Annotated in this window: 21 protein-coding genes; 9 read left to right on the forward strand and 12 right to left on the reverse strand. The window is 69.4% G+C overall.

The window, feature by feature from the left end:
• Positions 1-20: 20 nt before the first annotated feature.
• The 3 genes from ACUTR7_RS16340 to ACUTR7_RS16350 all read right to left on the reverse strand — a co-directional run bounded on the left by ACUTR7_RS16340 (position 21) and on the right by ACUTR7_RS16350 (position 2397).
• Positions 21-530 carry a hypothetical protein gene (locus tag ACUTR7_RS16340; RefSeq protein ID WP_216294310.1) on the reverse strand — a complete coding sequence of 170 codons (510 nt, stop codon included), beginning with the start codon at positions 528-530 and terminating at the stop codon, positions 21-23.
• Positions 517-1854, reverse strand: a complete 1338-nt coding sequence (locus ACUTR7_RS16345) for a hemolysin family protein (RefSeq protein ID WP_216294311.1) — start codon at positions 1852-1854, stop codon at positions 517-519. Before ACUTR7_RS16345 ends, ACUTR7_RS16340 begins: the two co-directional genes overlap by 14 nt.
• Positions 1855-2034: 180 nt before the next feature.
• Positions 2035-2397: a hypothetical protein gene (locus tag ACUTR7_RS16350; RefSeq protein WP_216294312.1), complete on the reverse strand. Its 363-nt coding sequence runs from the start codon at positions 2395-2397 to the stop codon at positions 2035-2037.
• Positions 2398-2530: 133 nt separating this feature from the next.
• Here ACUTR7_RS16350 and ACUTR7_RS16355 point away from each other — a divergent pair, with 133 nt between their 5' ends.
• From ACUTR7_RS16355 to ACUTR7_RS16365, 3 genes are all read left to right on the forward strand, one after another.
• On the forward strand, positions 2531-3037 hold the full coding sequence (locus ACUTR7_RS16355; RefSeq protein WP_012206033.1) for a hypothetical protein: 507 nt from the start codon (positions 2531-2533) through the stop codon (positions 3035-3037).
• A 224-nt stretch (positions 3038-3261) separates the two neighbouring features.
• Complete coding sequence (locus ACUTR7_RS16360; protein WP_216294313.1) at positions 3262-3870, forward strand: cysteine hydrolase family protein; 609 nt, start codon at positions 3262-3264, stop codon at positions 3868-3870.
• A 147-nt stretch (positions 3871-4017) separates the two neighbouring features.
• Positions 4018-4905, forward strand: a complete 888-nt coding sequence (locus ACUTR7_RS16365) for a class I SAM-dependent methyltransferase (RefSeq protein WP_216294314.1) — start codon at positions 4018-4020, stop codon at positions 4903-4905.
• Between the two features lie 67 nt (positions 4906-4972).
• Here the strand turns inward: ACUTR7_RS16365 and ACUTR7_RS16370 are convergent, their stop codons facing one another.
• The 8 genes from ACUTR7_RS16370 to ACUTR7_RS16405 all read right to left on the reverse strand — a co-directional run bounded on the left by ACUTR7_RS16370 (position 4973) and on the right by ACUTR7_RS16405 (position 11927).
• Positions 4973-5614 (reverse strand): nitroreductase family protein, encoded by a 642-nt coding sequence (locus ACUTR7_RS16370; protein ID WP_216294315.1) that lies wholly within the window; start codon positions 5612-5614, stop codon positions 4973-4975.
• The gene (gene fur, locus ACUTR7_RS16375) at positions 5611-6114 is read right to left on the reverse strand and encodes a ferric iron uptake transcriptional regulator (RefSeq protein ID WP_034394641.1); all 504 of its coding nucleotides are present in this window, start codon (positions 6112-6114) and stop codon (positions 5611-5613) included. Before fur ends, ACUTR7_RS16370 begins: the two co-directional genes overlap by 4 nt.
• Positions 6111-6716: a DUF2325 domain-containing protein gene (locus ACUTR7_RS16380; RefSeq protein ID WP_198819070.1), complete on the reverse strand. Its 606-nt coding sequence runs from the start codon at positions 6714-6716 to the stop codon at positions 6111-6113. The genes fur and ACUTR7_RS16380 overlap by 4 nt, the downstream gene beginning before the upstream one ends.
• 303 nt (positions 6717-7019) lie before the next feature.
• Complete coding sequence (locus tag ACUTR7_RS16385; RefSeq protein ID WP_445609291.1) at positions 7020-8051, reverse strand: c-type cytochrome; 1032 nt, start codon at positions 8049-8051, stop codon at positions 7020-7022.
• Positions 8052-8068: 17 nt separating this feature from the next.
• Positions 8069-8830 (reverse strand): c-type cytochrome, encoded by a 762-nt coding sequence (locus tag ACUTR7_RS16390; protein WP_445609439.1) that lies wholly within the window; start codon positions 8828-8830, stop codon positions 8069-8071.
• Positions 8831-8987: 157 nt separating this feature from the next.
• Entirely contained in the window at positions 8988-10529 is a 1542-nt protein-coding gene (locus ACUTR7_RS16395) for an ATP-binding protein (RefSeq protein WP_088164478.1), read from the reverse strand.
• Entirely contained in the window at positions 10526-11188 is a 663-nt protein-coding gene (locus tag ACUTR7_RS16400) for a response regulator (RefSeq protein ID WP_012206042.1), read from the reverse strand. Before ACUTR7_RS16400 ends, ACUTR7_RS16395 begins: the two co-directional genes overlap by 4 nt.
• A gap of 151 nt (positions 11189-11339) precedes the next feature.
• Positions 11340-11927 carry a TetR/AcrR family transcriptional regulator gene (locus tag ACUTR7_RS16405; protein WP_088164477.1) on the reverse strand — a complete coding sequence of 196 codons (588 nt, stop codon included), beginning with the start codon at positions 11925-11927 and terminating at the stop codon, positions 11340-11342.
• Positions 11928-12071: 144 nt separating this feature from the next.
• Here ACUTR7_RS16405 and ACUTR7_RS16410 point away from each other — a divergent pair, with 144 nt between their 5' ends.
• The 4 genes from ACUTR7_RS16410 to ACUTR7_RS16425 all read left to right on the forward strand — a co-directional run bounded on the left by ACUTR7_RS16410 (position 12072) and on the right by ACUTR7_RS16425 (position 15571).
• Positions 12072-13271 carry an MFS transporter gene (locus tag ACUTR7_RS16410; protein ID WP_445609292.1) on the forward strand — a complete coding sequence of 400 codons (1200 nt, stop codon included), beginning with the start codon at positions 12072-12074 and terminating at the stop codon, positions 13269-13271.
• An 85-nt stretch (positions 13272-13356) separates the two neighbouring features.
• Positions 13357-14355, forward strand: a complete 999-nt coding sequence (locus ACUTR7_RS16415) for a TlpA family protein disulfide reductase (protein ID WP_445609293.1) — start codon at positions 13357-13359, stop codon at positions 14353-14355.
• The gene (dsbG, locus tag ACUTR7_RS16420; RefSeq protein ID WP_445609294.1) at positions 14352-15158 is read left to right on the forward strand and encodes a thiol:disulfide interchange protein DsbG; all 807 of its coding nucleotides are present in this window, start codon (positions 14352-14354) and stop codon (positions 15156-15158) included. Before ACUTR7_RS16415 ends, dsbG begins: the two co-directional genes overlap by 4 nt.
• Before the next feature lie 11 nt (positions 15159-15169).
• Positions 15170-15571 carry a DsrE family protein gene (locus ACUTR7_RS16425; RefSeq protein WP_445609295.1) on the forward strand — a complete coding sequence of 134 codons (402 nt, stop codon included), beginning with the start codon at positions 15170-15172 and terminating at the stop codon, positions 15569-15571.
• On the opposite strand, the gene ACUTR7_RS16430 is transcribed toward ACUTR7_RS16425, so the two are convergent.
• Positions 15556-16020 carry a hypothetical protein gene (locus ACUTR7_RS16430; RefSeq protein ID WP_012206046.1) on the reverse strand — a complete coding sequence of 155 codons (465 nt, stop codon included), beginning with the start codon at positions 16018-16020 and terminating at the stop codon, positions 15556-15558. The two genes, ACUTR7_RS16425 and ACUTR7_RS16430, sit on opposite strands and share 16 nt — an antisense overlap.
• A 366-nt stretch (positions 16021-16386) precedes the next feature.
• Here ACUTR7_RS16430 and dsrO point away from each other — a divergent pair, with 366 nt between their 5' ends.
• Both dsrO and nrfD read left to right on the forward strand, forming a co-directional pair.
• Complete coding sequence (gene dsrO, locus ACUTR7_RS16435; protein WP_063325938.1) at positions 16387-17232, forward strand: sulfate reduction electron transfer complex DsrMKJOP subunit DsrO; 846 nt, start codon at positions 16387-16389, stop codon at positions 17230-17232.
• A gap of 16 nt (positions 17233-17248) precedes the next feature.
• Positions 17249-18292: an NrfD/PsrC family molybdoenzyme membrane anchor subunit gene (gene nrfD, locus ACUTR7_RS16440; RefSeq protein WP_097202135.1), complete on the forward strand. Its 1044-nt coding sequence runs from the start codon at positions 17249-17251 to the stop codon at positions 18290-18292.
• Positions 18293-18362 lie beyond the last annotated feature (70 nt).

The following is an 18362-nucleotide window of genomic DNA, read 5'->3' on the forward strand; positions in this document are numbered from 1 at the left end:
TGCCGCCTTCAACGCCAGTGTCAGTGCCGGCTTGCAGCCCTGCCATGCGGGCGGCCCTGCATTTCCACGCAGCCCTTTTGCATCAGGCGCAGCAGCAGCTGGGTCCAGCTGGCGTCGGCCCATTTGGCGCTTTCCAGCACCAGGGAGCGCGCGGCCTGCAGGCCGTCGCCGGGCTGCAGCTCCACGCGGAAACTGCCGCGTTCGCGCTGGGCCGTGACGGCCACCACGCTGCCCAGCAGGGCGATGTCATGCGAAGGCCTGGGGCCCTGCGGGCCGTCCAGGTCCACGCGCAGCACGCAGCCGGGGCGCAGTTCGTAGGTCCAGCGATGGTCGGCATGGCCGGCCGCGCCCATGACGTTCATTTCGGCAAGCCGCTGCTCCTGGGTCATGTCGTAGGGGCTGATGATGGGCGCCTGCTGCTGCGGGTAGCCCTGCACGCCGTCCAGGCAGGCGGCCATGAAGACCACGGCCGCCGCGCATGCCAGCAGTTTCCATGCGCCGCGCGGGCCCCGGCGTTCAGCGCGCGGCATGGGCCGCACCGCCGTCTTCATCACCCGGTACCTGCAGCGACACGTCCACGCGCATGGCCAGCACCTTGTCGATGGCCTTGCCGTCCATGTCCACCACCTCGAAGCGCCAGCCTTCCCATTGCACGGTGTCGGTGACACACGGCAGCCGGCCCGTGAGCAGCATGACCATGCCGGCCAGCGTGTGGTAGCGGCCGCGCTCTTCCTCGGGCACGGTGGCCAGCTCCAGCCGGTCCTTGAGTTCGGGCACGGGGATGTGGCCGTCCAGCAGCCAGCTGCCGTCCTCGCGCTGCAGCGCCCAGGAGTTGCGCGGATCGCGGGGCTGGAATTCGCCCGTGATGGCCTCCACCAAGTCCTGCAGGGTGACGATGCCCTGGACCTCGCCGTACTCGTCGATCACGAAGGCCATGTGCACGTCGGACAGGCGAAAGCTCTCCAGCAGTTCCATGCCGGTGATGGTCTCGGGCACATAGAGTGCGGTCTGCATGGGCTGGTCGGTCAGGCCCTGCTCCTTGCCCTGCAGCGCGCGCGACAGCCACTGGCGCGCGTTGAGCACGCCGATGATGGAGTCCATGCCGCCGCGCACCACCGGAAAGCGCGCGTGGTCGGACTGCTCGATCACGCGCAGGTTGTCCTCGAACGGCGCATCGGCATCCAGGCAGACCACGTCGCTGCGCGGCACCATCAGCGAGCCGATCTGGCGGTCATCCAGGCGGAACACGTTGCGCACCATGGTGTGCTCGTGCGATTCGATGACGCCGGCCGTCGTGCCTTCGGCCAGCATGGCGTGGATCTCTTCCTCGGTGACAACGCTGCCGCTGTTTTCCTTGACGCCCAGCAGGCGCAGCAGCGCATGGGTGGACACGGACAGCAGCACCACGAAGGGCTTGGTCAGATGGGCCAGCCAGTTGACTGGGCGTGCGATCAGGCGCGCAAAGGTCTCAGGATAGGTCTGGCCTATGCGCTTGGGCACCAGCTCGCCGACGACGATGGAGAAATAGGTGATCAGCACCACCACCAGCGCCGTGGCCGTGTAGCCGCCATAGGGCGCGGGCACGCCCAGGCGCTGCAGCCACTCGGCCAGGGGGGCGGCCAGCGCGGCCTCGCCGACGATGCCGTTGAGCACGCCGATGGAGGTGATGCCGATCTGGATGGTGGACAGAAAGCGCGTGGGGTCGGCCCCCAGCTGCGCGGCGGCGGCGGCGCCGGCATCGCCCTCGTCAATGAGTTTTTGCAGGCGCGCCTTGCGCGCCGTCACCAGCGCGATCTCGGACATGGCGAAGACGCCATTGAGCAGGATCAGCGCAAAAAGTATGGCAATTTCCATGATGCGTGTTGTGGGAACCGGGAGCCGCAGCTGCGGCAGAAAGGGCCCATGCGGCGATGGGTCCGGGAAGAAGGAAAGCCAGGGGCCAGCCCGGCAGCCGGGCATTCAGGACAGGGTCCCGAAGCGGCAGAGGCACCGCAGGCGCAGGGCACTGCAGGTCAGAAAAACGGCAATGGGGGATCAGGCTGCCCGGGGAGGCCGGTCGGGCGGGGCCAGGCTGCGCCAGGGGCCTTCGCGCAGGCTGGCGGTGATGTGGCGCCCGGCCTGCAGACGGGGTGCCGCCATGCCGTCCACGGCGTGCACGACATCGGGGAGGTCCTGCTGATCGTCCATCAGCGCGTGGTCGAAGTCATCGAGCAGGGAGACCGTGTCCACCCGCGGCGCCGCCGCGCGCTCCGGGCCGGCGCAGGCCGCGCGCGGGTGGCCACCGGGCGGCTCGCATGGCTCGTCCTGCAGGGCGCGCCATGGCGCAAGCCCCAGCGTGGACAAGGCCACGCTGACGACGAAGTGCAGGGAGAAAACCGCGATGAACCATCTGGACATGGTCCTCGGATTCTATCCATGCCCGTGAACCGCAGACAGGCAGGCCGCCTGTCCACCGCTGTTCGCCGCTTCCTACAAGCGGCGCGCCGGCGCCGTGGAAACATGCGCCACGGCCCACTCTCCGCCCTCTGCCATGAAAGCCATCCATACCCTTTTCACCGTGTTGCACGCCCTCATCGCGCTGCTGTTTTCGCTGGCCGCCGTGGCCCTGCTCTGGATCGCGGGCCTGAAGGGCTGGAACGCCATGGCGCATGGCGTGGATGGCGAATCGGGCCTGCGCATCGTCGAGGCGCTGGGCATCCTGGCCTCCGGCGTGGTTGCGCTGCAGATCGCCCAGACCATCACCGAAGAGGAAGTCATACGCGAGGCCCACATCAGCGGCCCCACGCGCGTGCGCCGCTTTCTCTCGCGCTTTCTGGTGGTGCTGGTCGTCGCGCTGGCCGTCGAAGCACTGGTCGCCGCCTTCAAGACGCAGGAAGAGCCCGCCCACCTGCTCTACCCCGCCGCCCTGGTCAGCGCCGTAGGTGTCCTGCTGCTGGGCTGGGGCGCCTTCATCCACCTCAACCGCTCCGCCGAGGAACTGGAGCCCGAGGCCATGGAAGAAGCCAAGGGCGAGGACCACAAGGTCAACAAGTCGTGAGGGCCAGGCCCGCGCACGCAAGGGTTGACAGGCCGCATCGCCGGCCTCAGGATGCGCGGATGGTTTTTGCCACGCACCGCCTCACCACCACCACGACCGCCAACGGCGGACCGTGGACGGATACCTGAGCGCCGCAAGGCAGCCACCATCCCCCAAGGCCCCGCCCACGATGGACGGGGCCTTTGCGTTTCTCCGTGCATCCAGGGCATCACCGGAGAGACTTCATGCAGATTCCCCCTTCCGCCCCTTCCGCCCCTTCCGTCGCGTCCGCCGCTTCCTCCCCCTCCTCGACGGCCGCACCGGACGGCCCACGGCGTGCCCTGCTCGTCATCGACATGCAGCAAGGTCTTTTCAACGGCAGCGATGCGCCGTTCGACAAGGACCGCGTGCTGGCGAACACCCGACAACTGATCGCCCGCGCCCGTGAAGCCGGCGCGCCCATCTTCGCTGCGCGCCACACCGGCCCTGCAGGCTCGCCGATCGCCCCCGGCAGCCCGCTCACGCAACTGCTGCCGCAGCTGGGCATCGATGCGCAGCGGGACCGCGTCTTCGACAAGACACGGCCCAGCTGCTTCGAGGGCACCGGCCTGGCCACCTGGCTTGCCGAAGCCGGCATTGCCGAACTGGTCATCGCCGGCATGAAGACCGAGTTCTGCGTGGACACCACCTGCCGTGCCGCAGCCGGCCTGGGCTTTCGCCCGGTGCTGGTGGCGGATGCCCATACCACCACCGATTCGCCGCTGCTGCAGGCCGGGCTCATCATCGGCCACCACAACCGCACGCTGGGCGGCGCCTTTGCGCAACTGGTGCAGACTGCGGACTGCCGGTTCTGAACGGACTTCGCGCATGATGGCCCTGGAAGCGTCGCGGGTCGTGCCGTGGCAGCCTTGCATCAAGCCAATATGAATGATTCCCGTTAACTGGTTCATGACGTGCGCAGGCCTGGCATGCTGGCCTGCAGCGCACCACAGGAGCGAGCAATGCCCGAACCTCTTGCACCGTCGGCCGGCCCGGCTTTCACCGATGCGCCGCCCTCCACGCCCCGGCAGGAAAAACTGTCCGACGTCAGCGAGACGCTGCGCATTCCGCTGACCGCCCGCGCCCTGGGCGACCGGCTGTTTCCGGGCATGGCCGTCAGTGACGCCCACGCCTTGGACACCCTGACCCAGCTGGGCGACGACGGCAGCCGCTGGCTTCAGGACAGGCAGAGCATCTACGGCGTGCTGGCGCGCACGCACTGCTTTCGCGCGCTGGCGCAGGACTTTCTCCGGCGCCAGCCGCAGGGCCATGTGGTGAACCTGGGCTGCGGCCTCAGCGACTATTTCCAATGGCTGGACAACGGACAGATGCGCATGACGGATGCGGACCTGGGGCCGGTGGTAGCCCTGCGCAGGCAGTTGCTGCCCTGGCCATCGGAGCGCCAGGAGATCCGCGAATTCGACCTGGCCGACGCCGACTGGTGGCGGCGGCTGGGACTGCCGGCCGACAGGTCAGGGCCTGCCGTGTTCATGATGGCCGAAGGCGTTTCCATGTACCTGCAAAAAGAGCAGATACAGGCGCTGTGGACCACGTTTGCGCAATGCAGCCCGCCGGGTTCGGAACTGGTGTTCGACGCCATGTGCTGGCTGGCCGCCGGGCGCGCAAGCCAGCACCCCTCGGTCCGGCTCACCCAGGCCCAGTTCCATTGGGGCCTGCGCCGCGAGGCCGATCTGGCGCAAGCCCATCCGCGCCTGCAACTGGTGGCCGCGCACCAGGTGATGGAAGGCTATGGCCCGCCCTACTCGCTGGTGGGGCCGGCATTCCGCTGGACCTTTGGCGTGCACTTCTATGCCATCTACCAGTTGAAGTCGGTCGAGACGGCGGCATAGGCCGATTGAGCAGCCGCAACGAAAGATGCCCGGTCAAGCCGGGCATCCTTGTTTCAGGGAACCAGGATCAGCCTTCGTCGGCCGCGCTGGCGGACAGCGACAGGCCTTGCACCAGGTCTTGCCCGGGCTGCCATTCGCGCACAAAGCGGTTGCGCGGCGGCCGCAGGGCTTCGCGGCCGGCCGAGACGGGCGTGCCCACATACAGCAGGCCGACGAGCCGGTCATGGGGCTCGAATCCCAGGGCCTCGCGCACGCGCGCATCGTGGCTGTTGGCGCCGCTGGCCCAGAAGCCGCCAAAGCCCAGGATGTGCAGGGCGTTGAGCATGTTCATGGCGGCAGCGCCACCGGCCAGCAGCTGCTCGCTTTCAGGCACCTTGTGCTCGGGCTGCAGGTGCACGCCCAGCGCAATGATCAGCGGGGCAGACAGGGCCTTGGCGCGGAATCGCTCGGCGTCGGCCTGGGGGTCGCGCGCCTTGGCGGCCTGCACGAATACCTCGCCCAGCGCATGGCGCGCATCGCCCTGCACCAGCACGAAGCGCCAGGGGCGCAGCTGGCCGTGGTCGGGGGCGCGCAAGGCCGCGTCGATGACGGTGTCGATCACGCCAGGGCCGGGCGCCGGCTCCTGCAGCGGCCAGCGTGACTGGCGCGACATCAGCAGGTCCAGCGCGGCGCGCTGCTCGGGGGTCAGGGATCTGTCGTTGGTGCTCATTCGTTGTCCTGCAGCGCAGGCTGTCTTGCCTGCACGGGCTGTGCCGGTGATTCGGGTGGCAGCTGCGAGCATGCGCCGCAATGGCCGTACAGGGCCAGGCGGTGGTCGGCCAGGCGGTAGCCGTGGGCCTGGGCCACCTGGTGCTGCAGCGCCTCGATGTGGTCGTTGCTGAATTCATCCACGCGTCCGCACTGCAGGCAGATCAGGTGGTCATGGTGCGGCCCCTCATTGAGCTCGAACACCGCCTTGCCGCTTTCAAAGGTCTGGCGCAGCAGCAGGCCTGCGGCCTCCAACTGCGACAGCACGCGGTAGACGGTGGCCAGGCCCACCTCGGCACGCCGCTCGGCCAGCAGGCGAAACACGTCTTCGGCGTGCAGGTGACGCGACTCGCTCTGGCGAAACATCTCCAATACCTGCATGCGCGGCAGCGTGGCCTTCAGGCCGACGCTGCGCAGTTCGGGTTCGCCGCCCGGGCTCAGGGGCATCTTGCTGCGTGTCATGCGGTGGTGTCTCCGTGTGTCAGTGTCATGGCGGGGTTGTCGCCGCCTTCGGCACCCCGGTGTATGCGGACGATGCGCAGCGCATCGGGCTGCTCCACCAGCACGCAGGTCTTGCCCGTGCGCTGGCAATGGTCCTGCATGCGCCAGTACTCGCCGTGGCTCAGGCAGCCGGTCTGGCAGATCACCAGATCGGCCTCGCGCAGGCTGGCCTCGAAGGCCTCGGCGTCCTGTTCGGGCTTCCGCGCAGGCATGGCGGGCTGCGCCAGGGGCGCGGCCGTCTGGCGCTGCCAGCGTGCGCGCTCGCGCAACAGGTCCTGCACGCGCACCAGCAGCGACTCCACGCGCCGTGCCAGCGTGACGCGGCGCGAGAGGCCGGGAATGGCATTTTCCAGCGCCTCGCGCTCCTCGCGCGCCCACAGCAGCTGGGTTTCCTTGGCCATCAAGGCCGCGCGCTGGCGGATCACCAGCCTTTGCAGCCTCTCTATTTCCTGGGCTTGAAGGCACAGCAGCTCGCTGCTGCGCAACTGGGCGTGGCCGTAGCCACGCAGCAGCACTTGGTGCTCATGCGCCAGTTGCTGAATGTCGTCCAAGGTCTGGGTCATGGTTTCCTCGGCAAACCTGAGCATTGCGCGGTGGTCGCGCGAAGGCCTTTGCGCATGGCTCCGTGCGGCACGGGCCTGGCTTGCCGGCAAGGCAGTGTGCTGCGGTGCAAGCCGGATGCGCTGGCAAATCAGTGAGAATGATTCTTATTAAATCATGAAATGCCGGCCGTCAAACCGATGACCGTACGCCGTCTGGTGCAAAGGCCGCACCCGCGCAGATGCGCTTGCAGGGCGGCCGTCAGCGCCCTGCCATGTACGGCAACGCAGGCCTGCGCCCGGCCTGCCGTTGCCTGTCCGACCGGCTCAAAGACCCTTGAGCAGCCGGCCGTTGACCTCGGTGCCGTACAGCGAGAACGGGGTGTCGTGGAACTGCTTGCGCGTGTCGGCCACGTTGCCGGTGAAGCGCGGGTCCTGGGGGCGCTCCATGCTGTTGATGTAGGTGGCCACGTCCCAGGCTTCCTGGTCGTCCAGCGTGGGGTTGCCGTAGGGCATGTTGCCCTTGATGAAGCTGGCGGCCTTGTCCACCTCATGCGTGCCTGCGCCCCAGTTGTAGGACTGCTTGCCCCACAGCGGCGGGAACACGGTCACGCCGCCCGCTTCCTGGCCCTGGCCCTGCGCGCCGTGGCACAGCGCGCACTTGGCCTCGTAGACCTTGGCGCCGCGCTCGAAGCTGGGCTCCTGCGCGGCCTTGCCCACCTTGGTGAAGCCCGCGCCCGGCAGCTTCTCTCCCGTGGGCGCCTTCTGGGCCATCCAGTAGGCGTAGGCCTCCAGCGCCACGAGGATGTCGTGGCCGTCGTCGGGGGCCTTGCCGTTCATGCTGTACATGAAGCAGCCGCGCACGCGCTCGGCGAAGGTGTCCACGTGGTTGGTCTTCTTGCGGTAGGCGGGGTACAGCGGGTAGGCACCCCACATGGGTGCGGCGCCCTTGAGCCGGCCTGCGTCCAGGTGGCAGTTCACGCAGTTGAGGGTGTTGCCCGAAAAGCCCACGGCGTTGGCCGGCGTGCGCAGGAAGATGGCCTCGCCACGGCGGATCCACTCGCCCATGGGCGTGTCGGGAATGTCGCGGGCGCCGGGGGGGGTGAAGGCGCCGCCGTCGGCAGCCACTTTCACGGCCTGGGAGGTGACCTGGGCATTCGCATTTGCATCGGCCCTGGCTGCGGTGGCAGCCGCAGCGGGGACCGCGCCCACGCGGGCCGGCGCAGGTGGCATGTCTGGCTGGCTGATGTACATGCCATAGGCGAGCGCGCCCGCCAGGCCGGCGAACAGGCAGGCGACGACGACGTACTCGGCGGTATTGGAGTTTTTGGAGGCGCGGGTGGGTTGTGTGTCGGACATGTTCGGCTCCCGGTCCATCAGGGTTTGGCTGGCGCGGAGGCCGTGGCTGCGTTGCTGGGGCTGGGGCTGGAGCCATGCAGGCGGGCGTAGTAGGCCGCCACGGCCTGGATGTCCGCGGGCGTGAGCTTTTGCGCGACCTTGCCCATGAGGCCCAGCGGGCCGGCCTCGCGCTGGCCCTTGTTCCAGGCGGCGACCTGGCTTTGCATGTAGTCGGCCGTCAGGTGGCCGATGGCCGGGAAATCGGCGCCCACGCCCACGCCGCCCGGGCCGTGGCATTGGGCACAGGCGGGAATGCCGTCCGCCCAGCGTCCGCGCTCGACCAGCCAGGCGCCGTCATCGTCCTTGCCCTTGGGCAGGGGGCCGCGCACGGGCTGGATGGGCAGCGGCAGGCTGGCGTAATAGGCGGCCACATCGGCGCGGTCCTGGGCCGACAGGGCCTTGGCCATGGGCGCCATCACGGGGGCCTGGCGGCTGCCGTCGGCCAGGTGCTGGAGCTGGCGCGCCAGATAGCCGGCGTGCTGGCCGGCCAGGGCCGGAAAGCCCGCCATGCCCTCGCCCTTGGCGCCGTGGCAGGTGGCACATGCCGCCGCACCCTGGGGCGTGCCCGACTGGGCGATTTTCTGGCCGGCTGCTGCACTGCCTTGCACCGCAGCTGCGGGCGCTGCTGCGGGCGCTGGTGCCTTGGGCGCGGCGTCTTGCGCCCAGGCGCTGCCCATCAGCATGCAGATGCCGATGGCGATGCACGACCGGGACAGGGTCTGTTTGTTCATGCGGATCATCGTGGGAAGAGGCATTTGCCCTGCCATGCGTCCGCGCCACGCACCCAGGAGCGCGCGGCTGCGGCGGACAGGATCGAATAGGGATACCGGCCGCCGCCCCGCAAGGCGCAATGCCCGCAGGGCTGGCCAGCCAGGCCCGCACGATACGGAGCCGAGATTAAGCCGGCGTTAATGGGCCAGGGTCCGGGGCCTGCGGGCCCGGGCCGTCCGCCAGCGGCAGGTACAGGCGCGCGACCAGGCCGCTGGCCTGGCCTTCCTCGGGCCGCCACAGGCTGCGCGGCTGCAGCAGCAGGCAGCCGCCTGCGCATTCGGCGATGCGCTGCACGATGGGCAGTCCCAGGCCGCTGCCATGCTCCTGGGGACGCTTGCGCCAGAAGCGGCGCGTGGCCTCTTCGCATTCCTCGGCGCTGAGCCCCGGGCCGTGGTCGGCCACGGTGAACTCCACATAGCCCGTGCCCGGCTGCTGCGTCTTGCCCGGCATGGTGCCAATGGGGCGCACGGCCAGTTCCACGGGATGCTGCGGCGCATGGCGCAGGGCGTTTTCCAGCAGATTGCGCAGGGCCGAGACCAGCAGGGGCTCGGAGATGGCCAGCGGCCAGTCCTGCACGGGCTGGCCGTTGTCCAGCCATGTGCGCAGCGCGGGCGCTGGGGCCTGGGCGCTCACGGCATTCACAGCCAGTTGCCAGGCCTTGTCCAGCGCCTGCAGCGCATCGGCAGGCGCATCGCCGCAGGCCAGCACGGAGGCAGCGCCAGGTTCATGCTGCTCCAGCCGCGCCAGCAGCAGCAACTGCTCCAGCGTGTGCTGCAGGTGCTCCACGCCCTCGCCCGCCTGGGCCAGCGAATCGCGGGCCATGGAGCCGGGCGGCGCGGCCAGAAGGCCGGCAGGCATGCCGGGCGCCGCCAGCGCCATCTGCGCCACCTGCACATGGGTCTTGATGGCGGTGAGCGGCGTGCGCAGCTCATGGGCGGCGTCGTCGCTCCAGCGGCGCTCGCGGTCGATGGCGGCGCGCACGCGATGCAACAGCTGGTTGAGCGTGCCCACCAGCGGCGCCAGCTCGCGCGTCTGCAGGCCCTGGGCCACGGGCGAGTCGTCGCCGGGCGGGCGGCGCGCCAGTTCGCGCCGCAGGGCCTCCAGCGGCCTGAGGCCCTGGGTCACGGCCCACCACATCAGCCCCATGCTGGCCAGCAGCGCCAGCACGAAGGGCAGGACGATGGTGTAGGCAAAGCCGTGGATCAGGCCCTCGCGCACATCGATGCGGTCGGCCGTGGCGATGCGCACGCCGTGGTCCTCCAGCACATAGGTGCGCCAGGGCTTTCCCCCCTTGATGATGGTCGAGAAGCCCAGCGGCATGCTCTGCGGGAACACGGGGCTGCCCTCGGTCTTGGCCAGCACCTGCGGCAGGGCCGATTCGGGCCGCACGGGCTGGACCTCGCCGCGCACCAGGCTGACCTCGCAGGCCACGCCGTCGCGCGCGATCACGTTGAGCATGGGGCTCCAGTCCTGCGGCAGCTCCCGGGCAGGCCGGAACTGGTGGACGATGCCTGCCACCATGCGCGCCGAGGCGATCAGCCGGTCATCCAGCACGGTGCGCAGTTCGTTGCGCATGTCCGAGAACATCCAGGCCGCCACCCCGCCCCACAGCGTGCACAGCGCCAGGCACAGACATGCCAGCAGGCGCACGCGCAGGCTGCGCATCATGGGTGCAGGCCCAAGCGATAGCCCTCGCCGCGCACCGTCTCCACCAGTTCATGGCCCAGCTTGCGGCGCAGGTGGTGCACATGCACGTTGACGGCATTGCTCTCCACGTCCTGGCTGTAGCCGTAGAGGCTGTCGCGCAGTTGCTCGGTGCTCAGGATGCGGCCCGGCGACTGCAGCAGCGCGCGCAGCAGCGACCACTCGCGGCGCGACAGCTCCACCGTGCGGCCCTGGCGCTGGATATGGCCTGCAGCGGGGTTGATGCGCACCTCGCCCAGCTCGATCCAGTCCACGCTGCGGCCGGCCGCGCGGCGCAGCAGCGCATGCAGGCGCGCCGCCAGTTCGTGCAGGTCAAAGGGCTTGACCAGGTAATCGTCGGCGCCGGTCTGCAGGCCTTCGATGCGCTGTGACACGGCATCGCGCGCCGTCAGCACCAGCACGGGCACCTGCAGGCCCTGGCCGCGCCAGCGCGCCAGCAGCGAGAGGCCATCCTCGTCCGGCAGGCCCAGGTCCAGCACGCAGGCATCGAAATGCGAGGAACGGATGGCCGCATCCGCCTGCCCGGCCGAGGCCACGGTATCCACGCCGAAGCCCTGCAGCTGCAGGCCGGCTCGCACGCCGCTGGCCACCAGCGCGTTGTCTTCCACCAAGAGAACATGCATGTTGTTGTCCGCAGGGCCTGGCGCCAGGCCCCGCCGTCTGTATCCAAGTCGGGAACGAAAAGCGACTGAGCATCGCAGATTTGTAGCTAGGTGTGCGCCAGCATGCCGAATCTCGCAGGCACGCGTACAAGAATGCGGCCAGGCGGCCCGCTCAGGGCCGGGCCAGCAGCCCGCCCAGCAGCAGGTCCAGCGCCGCCGCGCCGCGCTCCAGCCGCAGGTCAGCGTCCTCGCCCTCGGCAATCCAGAAAGCCGCTTCGGCCAGGCTGCCGTAGATCAGCGATGCCAGCGCCTGCGGATCGGCCCGGGCCACGATGCCCTGCGCCATGAGGTCCGCAATCAGTGCCTGCATGGACGCAATGCAGTGGCGCTGCGATTGCGGCAGCGCACCGCCCAAAGCCGCGCGCGCATCGCGCAGCACGATGCGCTGGATTTCAGGCTCCAGCGCCATTTCCAGGTAGGCCCGGCAGCGGCTGCGAAAGCCCTGCCAGGGATCCTGGGCATGGGCGGTGATGGCCTTCAGGCGTTCATCCACCTCGGCATCGATCTGCTCGACCACGGCGGCCAGCAGGCCCTGCTTGTCGCCGAAATGGTGGTACAGCGCGCCCCGCGTCAGGCCCACCTGCGCGGTGAGATCGTCCATGGAGGCATCGGCGTAGCCCTGCTCTCCAAAGGCCTTGCGGGCCGTGGCCAGCAGCGTGGCGCGGGTTTCTTCCATCTCGGCGCGGGTGCGGCGAACCATGGCCAATCTCCTTACATACGGCGTGCATGATTATTTACATACGCTGCGTATGTATATAGGATTCTATTCATACGCAGCGTATGTATTTTCTCTGTCCCGCGACGGCGGTGCAACACCCCCCACCTGTTTGAAGGGATCTGGACCATGAATTCGTCTTCCTCCACGCGGCCCGAACCCGCCGCGCGCCGCCCGTGGCTGGCCGTGTCCGCCGTGGGCCTGGCCACCTTTTCCGTGGTGACCACGGAAATGCTGCCGGTCGGCCTGCTCACATCCATTGCTGGCAGCCTGGGCACCTCCATGGGCAGGGCCGGCCTGATGCTCTCGCTGCCGGCGCTGCTGGCCGCGCTGTTCGCGCCGCTGGTGGTGATGGCGGCGGGCGGCATGGACCGGCGCCGCATCCTGTGCGGACTGCTGGCCCTGCTCGTGCTGGCCAACCTGGCCTCGGCGCTGGCGCCGTCGCTGATCTGGCTGCTGGCCGCGCGCGTCCTGGTGGGCTTTTGCATGGGCGGCATCTGGGCAATCGCGGGCGGGCTGGCGGCACGGCTGGTACCCCAGGCGTCGATGGGCCTGGCAACTTCCGTCATCTTTGGCGGCGTGGCGGCGGCCTCGGTGCTGGGCGTGCCGCTGGGCGCGCTGATCGGCGATTTCGCGGGATGGCGCTGGGCATTCGGTGGCATGGCAGGCTTCAGCGCACTGGTGCTGGCGCTGCACGTGGCCGTTCTCCCCTCCCTGCCTGCCACAGGCTCGGCCAACCTGCGCCAGTTCAGCCATCAGCTGGCCAACCGCAGGCTGCAGGCCGGGCTGGCACTGACGCTGCTGCTGGTGGCCGGGCATTTCATGTCCTTCACCTTCGTGCGCCCGCTGCTGCTGACGGTGTCGGGGTTCGATGCGCAATGGATGAGCGCGCTGCTGCTGGCTTACGGCATCGCGGGCATTGCGGGCAACTTCCTGGCGGGCATCATCGCGGCTCGCCGCACGGTGCCGAGTCTGACGGCGATCGCCATGGGCCTTCTGCTGGCGCCTGTGCTGTTCCTGTCCATGGGCGACTCGCCAACCGGTGGTGGCGCCGTGCTGCTGGTCTGGGGCCTGGCCTACGGCGGCGTATCGGTGGGACTGATGACCTGGATGATGCAGGCTGCGCCACGCGCCGTGGAAATTGCCACGGCGCTGTACGTTGGCGTCTTCAACATCGGTATTGCGCTGGGCTCATGGGCGGGCGGCCAACTGGTCGATGGCTGGGGGCTGCACGCCACGCTCTGGCTGTCTGGCGGATTTGCCGCTGCGGCCTTGCTGCTGTCTGCGGCCATGGGATTGGTTGGGCGAAATGGACCGGTCGCAGCCTGATGGCCATGAGGCCGTTAACCCCCCGTTAATTCCCCGCTGCCAGCATCCACGACCTGTCAGCCTGCATGGCTGAAACTCCTTGCCCATGCATCTCCGGTCATCCCCTCTTCTTTCGTCCTTCCTGCCCTTGCTTGCCGGCCTGCTGCTGGCGCCTTCGCCTGTTCTTGCCGGAGCGGCAGAGCCTGGCGGGCCGTCAGCGCTATCGGCGCTGGGCGCCTGGCTGCACCTGCCTGCCAGCCTGGCGCTGGGGCCGCTGGTCCTGCCGATGGGCGTGGTGGTGGCCATGCTGGCCTGGCTGCTGGCGCAGTGGCTGGCGCGCAGGAATGAAAGGCGCACGGGCCAGGCCGTGGATGCGCTGCTGTGGCAAAGCACCCTGGCCGGCCTGCTGGCGGCGCGCCTGGCCTATGTCGCGCAGTGGTGGACAGAGTACGCGCCGGCCCCCTGGGATTGGAGCGGGATGCCGGCCTTCGCAGGCCGTGTCGTCGATATCCGCGACGGGGGATGGAACCTGTGGGCCGGCCTGCTGGCCGCGCTGCTGTACATGCTGTGGCGCAGCCGCCGCTCCCCGGTGCTGCGCCGCGCCACAGGGCTGGCGCTGGGCGCGGGGGCGGCCCTGCTGGTGCTGGGCAGCTTGCTGCAGGCGCTGCCCTCCGCAGATGCACCTGCCCTGCCGGCCTTCACCCTGGTCAACGGGCAGGCGCAGCCGGTCTCGCTGCAGCAGTTGCAGCAGGCCGATGGCAAGCCCATGGTCATCAACCTCTGGGCCACCTGGTGCCCGCCCTGCCGGCGCGAGATGCCGGTGCTGGCCCAGGCCCAGCAGCAGCGGCCCGATGTGCGCTTCATCTGGATCAACCAGGGCGAGCCAGCCGAGACCGTGATGGGCTATTTGCAGCGCGAGCAGGCAGCAGCCCCGCTGCCGCTGGCCCAGGTGCTGTTCGACCCGCAGCAGCAGGCCGGCCGGCACTGGCGCCAGCGGGGCCTGCCTTCCACCTATTTCTATGGCGCCGACGGCCGGCTGTGCGGCATGCGCATGGGCGAGCTGTCGCGCGCCAGCCTGGCCCAGCATCTGAAGGAATGTTCATGAGCGCTTCCCCCCTGTTCCCCCTGCCTGCACTGGCAGGAGCCCTGGCCCTGTCGGCAGCCTTGGCCCTGCCGGCTGCGGCGTCCGAGCTGCCATCGGAGGATTTCCTGGCCCAGCAGGGACTGACCCTGGTGGGACCGCTGCCGGCCGTGGGCGGACTCAAGGCCTGGGCCGCCTACCGCGACCGCCAGCCCGTGCCCATCTACCGCATGCCTGACGGCAAGCACTGGGTGCTGGGCACGGTGATCGACGCCCAGGGCCGCGACGTGAACGCCCAGGCCCTGCAGGCCGCCGTGCAAAAGCCCATGGGCGAGCAGCTGTGGAGCGATGTGCAGCGCGCCCAGTCCATACCGGATGGCCGCGCCGACGCGCCGCGCACGGTCTATGTGTTCACCGACCCCAACTGCCCCTATTGCAACCAGCTGTGGAACGATGCCCGGCCCTGGGTGGAAAGTGGCCAGGTGCAGTTGCGCCACATTCTGGTGGGCATCCTCAAGCCCAGCAGCGAGGGCAAGGCCGCCGCCTTGCTGACAGCGCGGCAGCCAGAGCAGGCCCTGGCCGAGCACGCACGCGCCTATGCCAAGGCCGGCCGCGCCAGCGCAGAAGGCGCGGGCGCCACGCCGCTGGCCCCGGTGCCGCAGGCCACGCGGCAGGTGCTGGCCAACCATGCCTCGCTGATGTCCACCTGGGGCCTGCGTGCCACGCCGGCCCTGGTCTGGAAGGATGACAAGGGAGTGGTGCAGGTACGCACCGGCCTGCCGCCGGGCCTGCTGGAAGAGGTCATGGGGTCGCGTGGCAGGAAATGACGAGGACGACCATGAGCGCAAGCCGCTCTCCCGCCGCTTCCACATCCTCCAGCGACTGGAGCGACCTGTTCCCCGCCAGGCCGGATGCGCCGCCGCTGCGCATCGTGCTGCATGCGCCCACACCCGGCGCCCTGGCCCGTGCACGCAGCAATCTGGCCAACCTGCGCCAGGACCGGCCCAGTGCCGAGGTCCGCATCGTCATCAACGGCCCGGCCGTCGAGGCACTGCTGGACGCCGCGCCGGGCACGCCGCAGCATCTGGATGCGGCCGCCCTGGCCCATGCGCTGGTCTGCCCGAACACGCTCAAGAAGCTGGGCCGCGAGGCGCCTGCCGGCATGCGCGTGCTGCCGCAGGGCGGGATCGAGTCACTGGCCCTGCTGCAGCAGTCGGCCTGGTGCTACGTGCGCTGCTGAGCGGCCTGCGCCAGCGAGGCCAGGCAGCGCGCCTGCCATTGGTATTCAGGCTCGAACGATTCGCGGTCCGTGACGGCGCCGTGGCCGCCCTCGCCATAGACCATGGCGTAGGCCGCATAGTCGGCCGCCTGCAGCGCCCGGCCCGCCAGCCCATGGGCCGTGGCATAGGTGGCGGACACGGCGGCATGGCCGCAGCCGTCGAGGGAGCGTGATCCCTGGTGGTGGTTGGCCAGGCTGGCAGCCTCGCGGGCCAGGCGGTCCAGTTCCTGCCTGTCGATCTGGCCGTCCAAGTAGCGGCGAAGGCCTTGTGCGCAGCGGATGACGTCCGGGTCTTCCAGCAGGTGCGCGATGCGGTCCACGCAGGCCTGTGTGAATTGCAGCCTCAGGTGCTCGCCGGCTTCGGCGGCAAGGTCCAGTTCCGAAGCAAGGCTGTTCAGGGCATGGTTCATGGAGAACTCCTTGGCAGTGGCGACACAAGCAGCGTAGACCGGGGCCGCGCACGGAAACAAGAGGGTGATTTCCGATACGCGCCCCGCATTCCCGAGGAATGCAGTCACCCTGTTAACCCCGTCTTAATCCCTGCGCCACACGCTATGGACTGCCTTGGGCGCCTGTCCATGGCAGGCAGCCGATGGCACTTTGCAAGCACTCGGCAGGCACTCAGCAGGCACTTGGAAAGCCCATTGCTTGACTCACATCAAGCCGCCAAGGCCCTGAATTTCATATATTAAATTCAATATAAAAAGCATATTTTTAATGCTTTATTGAGTTTGAGCGACCACGATCCGTGGCCGCAGGACGATGAAAGACAGGCCATGCCAAAAACATCCCGCGCCGGCAGCGGCTGCAACGACTGCAGCTGCAAGCCCTCCTCCCAGGACATCCCCGCCCGCACCGCCGCCCATGCACAGCCCGCCGCAGGAAAGCGCGGCTTCCTGCAGGACCTGCTGGCCGCTGCCATGGCGGCCGTGGCCCTGCCCGTGGCGGCGGCCACGCCCGGCACCCCAGGTTTTCAACCACCGCGCCGCCCCGGCGAGGCCGGCAGGCGCTACGGCATGCTGGTGGACCTGCGCCGCTGCATAGGCTGCCAGGCCTGCACGGTGAGCTGCTCCATGGAGAACCTGCCGCCGCTGGGCCAGTTCCGCACCACGGTGCTGCAGTACGAGGTGCAGCACGCGGGCAACGAGGACCTGCCGCCGGCCATGCTCAACCTGCCGCGCCTGTGCAACCACTGCGACAACCCGCCCTGCGTGCCGGTCTGCCCGGTGCAGGCCACCTTCCAGCGCAGCGACGGCATCGTGCTGGTGGACAACGAGCGCTGCGTGGGCTGCGGCTACTGCGTGCAGGCCTGCCCCTATGACGCACGCTTCATCAACCACGAGACGCAGACCGCCGACAAGTGCACCTTCTGCGAGCACCGCCTGGAAGCCGGCCTGCTGCCGGCCTGCGTGGAAAGCTGCGTGGGCGGCGCCCGCGTGATCGGCGACCTCAACGACGAGGGCAGCGAGATCCGCCAGCGCATGCGCGAGCACGCCAAGGACCTCAAGGTGCTCAAGCCCGCCATGGGCACGGACCCGCATGTGTACTACCTGGGATTGCCCGACGCCTTCGTCGACGGCGTGGACGGGCAGGCCAGCGTGCGGCTGGTCACTTCCCACTGAACGCAAGGAGCACCCCATGCACATCGTCGAACTCCTGACCCCCGCCTACGAATCGGCCTGGCTGCCCTGGGCCGTGCAGTACTTCTTCCTGGCCGGCATTGCCACGGGCGCCGCCCTGCTGGCCGCCGCCTGCGCCTGGGCGCCGCGCGGCAGCGCCATGGCGCGCCTGCTGCCGGCCGCCGTGCTGGTGCTGGCCGTCAGCGCCATCGCCGCACCCGTGTCGCTGCTGGCCGACCTGCACCAGCCTGCGCGCTTCTGGCATTTCTATGCGCACTTCACGCCGTGGTCGTGGATGTCGGTGGGCGCGCTGCTGCTGCCGGTCTTCGTGGGGCTGGCGCTGGCCTTCGTGCTGGCCTGGTGGCTGGGCCGGCCGCAGTGGCTGCGCTGGCTGGCGCCGCTGCTGGCCGTGTCGGCGCTGACCATCACCGCCTATACCGGCGCCGAGCTGATGGCCGTGCGCTCGCGCCCGCTGTGGAACACGCTGTGGGTGCCGCTGAACCTGGCGCTCACGGGCTGGCTGGCCACGGTGGGCTGCATGCTGGTGACGGCGCGCTTTCTGCCCGCCCGCCACCGCCCCGATGCCGGCGCCCTGCAAGCCCTGCGCGTGCTGGGCCTGGCGCTGGCGCTGTGCCTGCTGGCCATGGTGGCGGTCTGGGCCGTTGCCGGCTGGCTGGGCCAGGGCCGCTCCTTCCAGGCGGCGCTGCAGCTGTGGCAGCAGTTTCCGGTCTGGCGCCTGAGCATGCTGGGCTCGGCCGTGGCCGGTGCCGCCCTGCTGTGGGCCCTGGTGCGGGGTGGGCAGCGCATGGCCTGCCCGCGCTACACGCTGGCCCTGGGGCTGGGCCTGGCCGCCGCGGCCTGGGCCTTCCGCTGGGCGCTGTTCATGGGCGTGCAAGGCGTGCCCAAGTACGGCGCGGGCCTGTACATCTACCACATGCCGCTGGGCGGCGACGGCCTGCTGGGCATGCTGGGCGTGGCCGGCCTGTGCATTGCACTGGTGACGCTGGCCACCTGGGCGCTGGAGCTGTTTCCCGCGCGTTCGGCCACGGCCCGCGCCCTCTGACAACGCCGCCCAAACGACCCCTCACCCATTCACGGAGCGCGGCCTGCCACCGGCCGGCCGCGCCACAGAA

Source organism: Delftia sp. NA_296.1 (assembly GCF_052692095.1).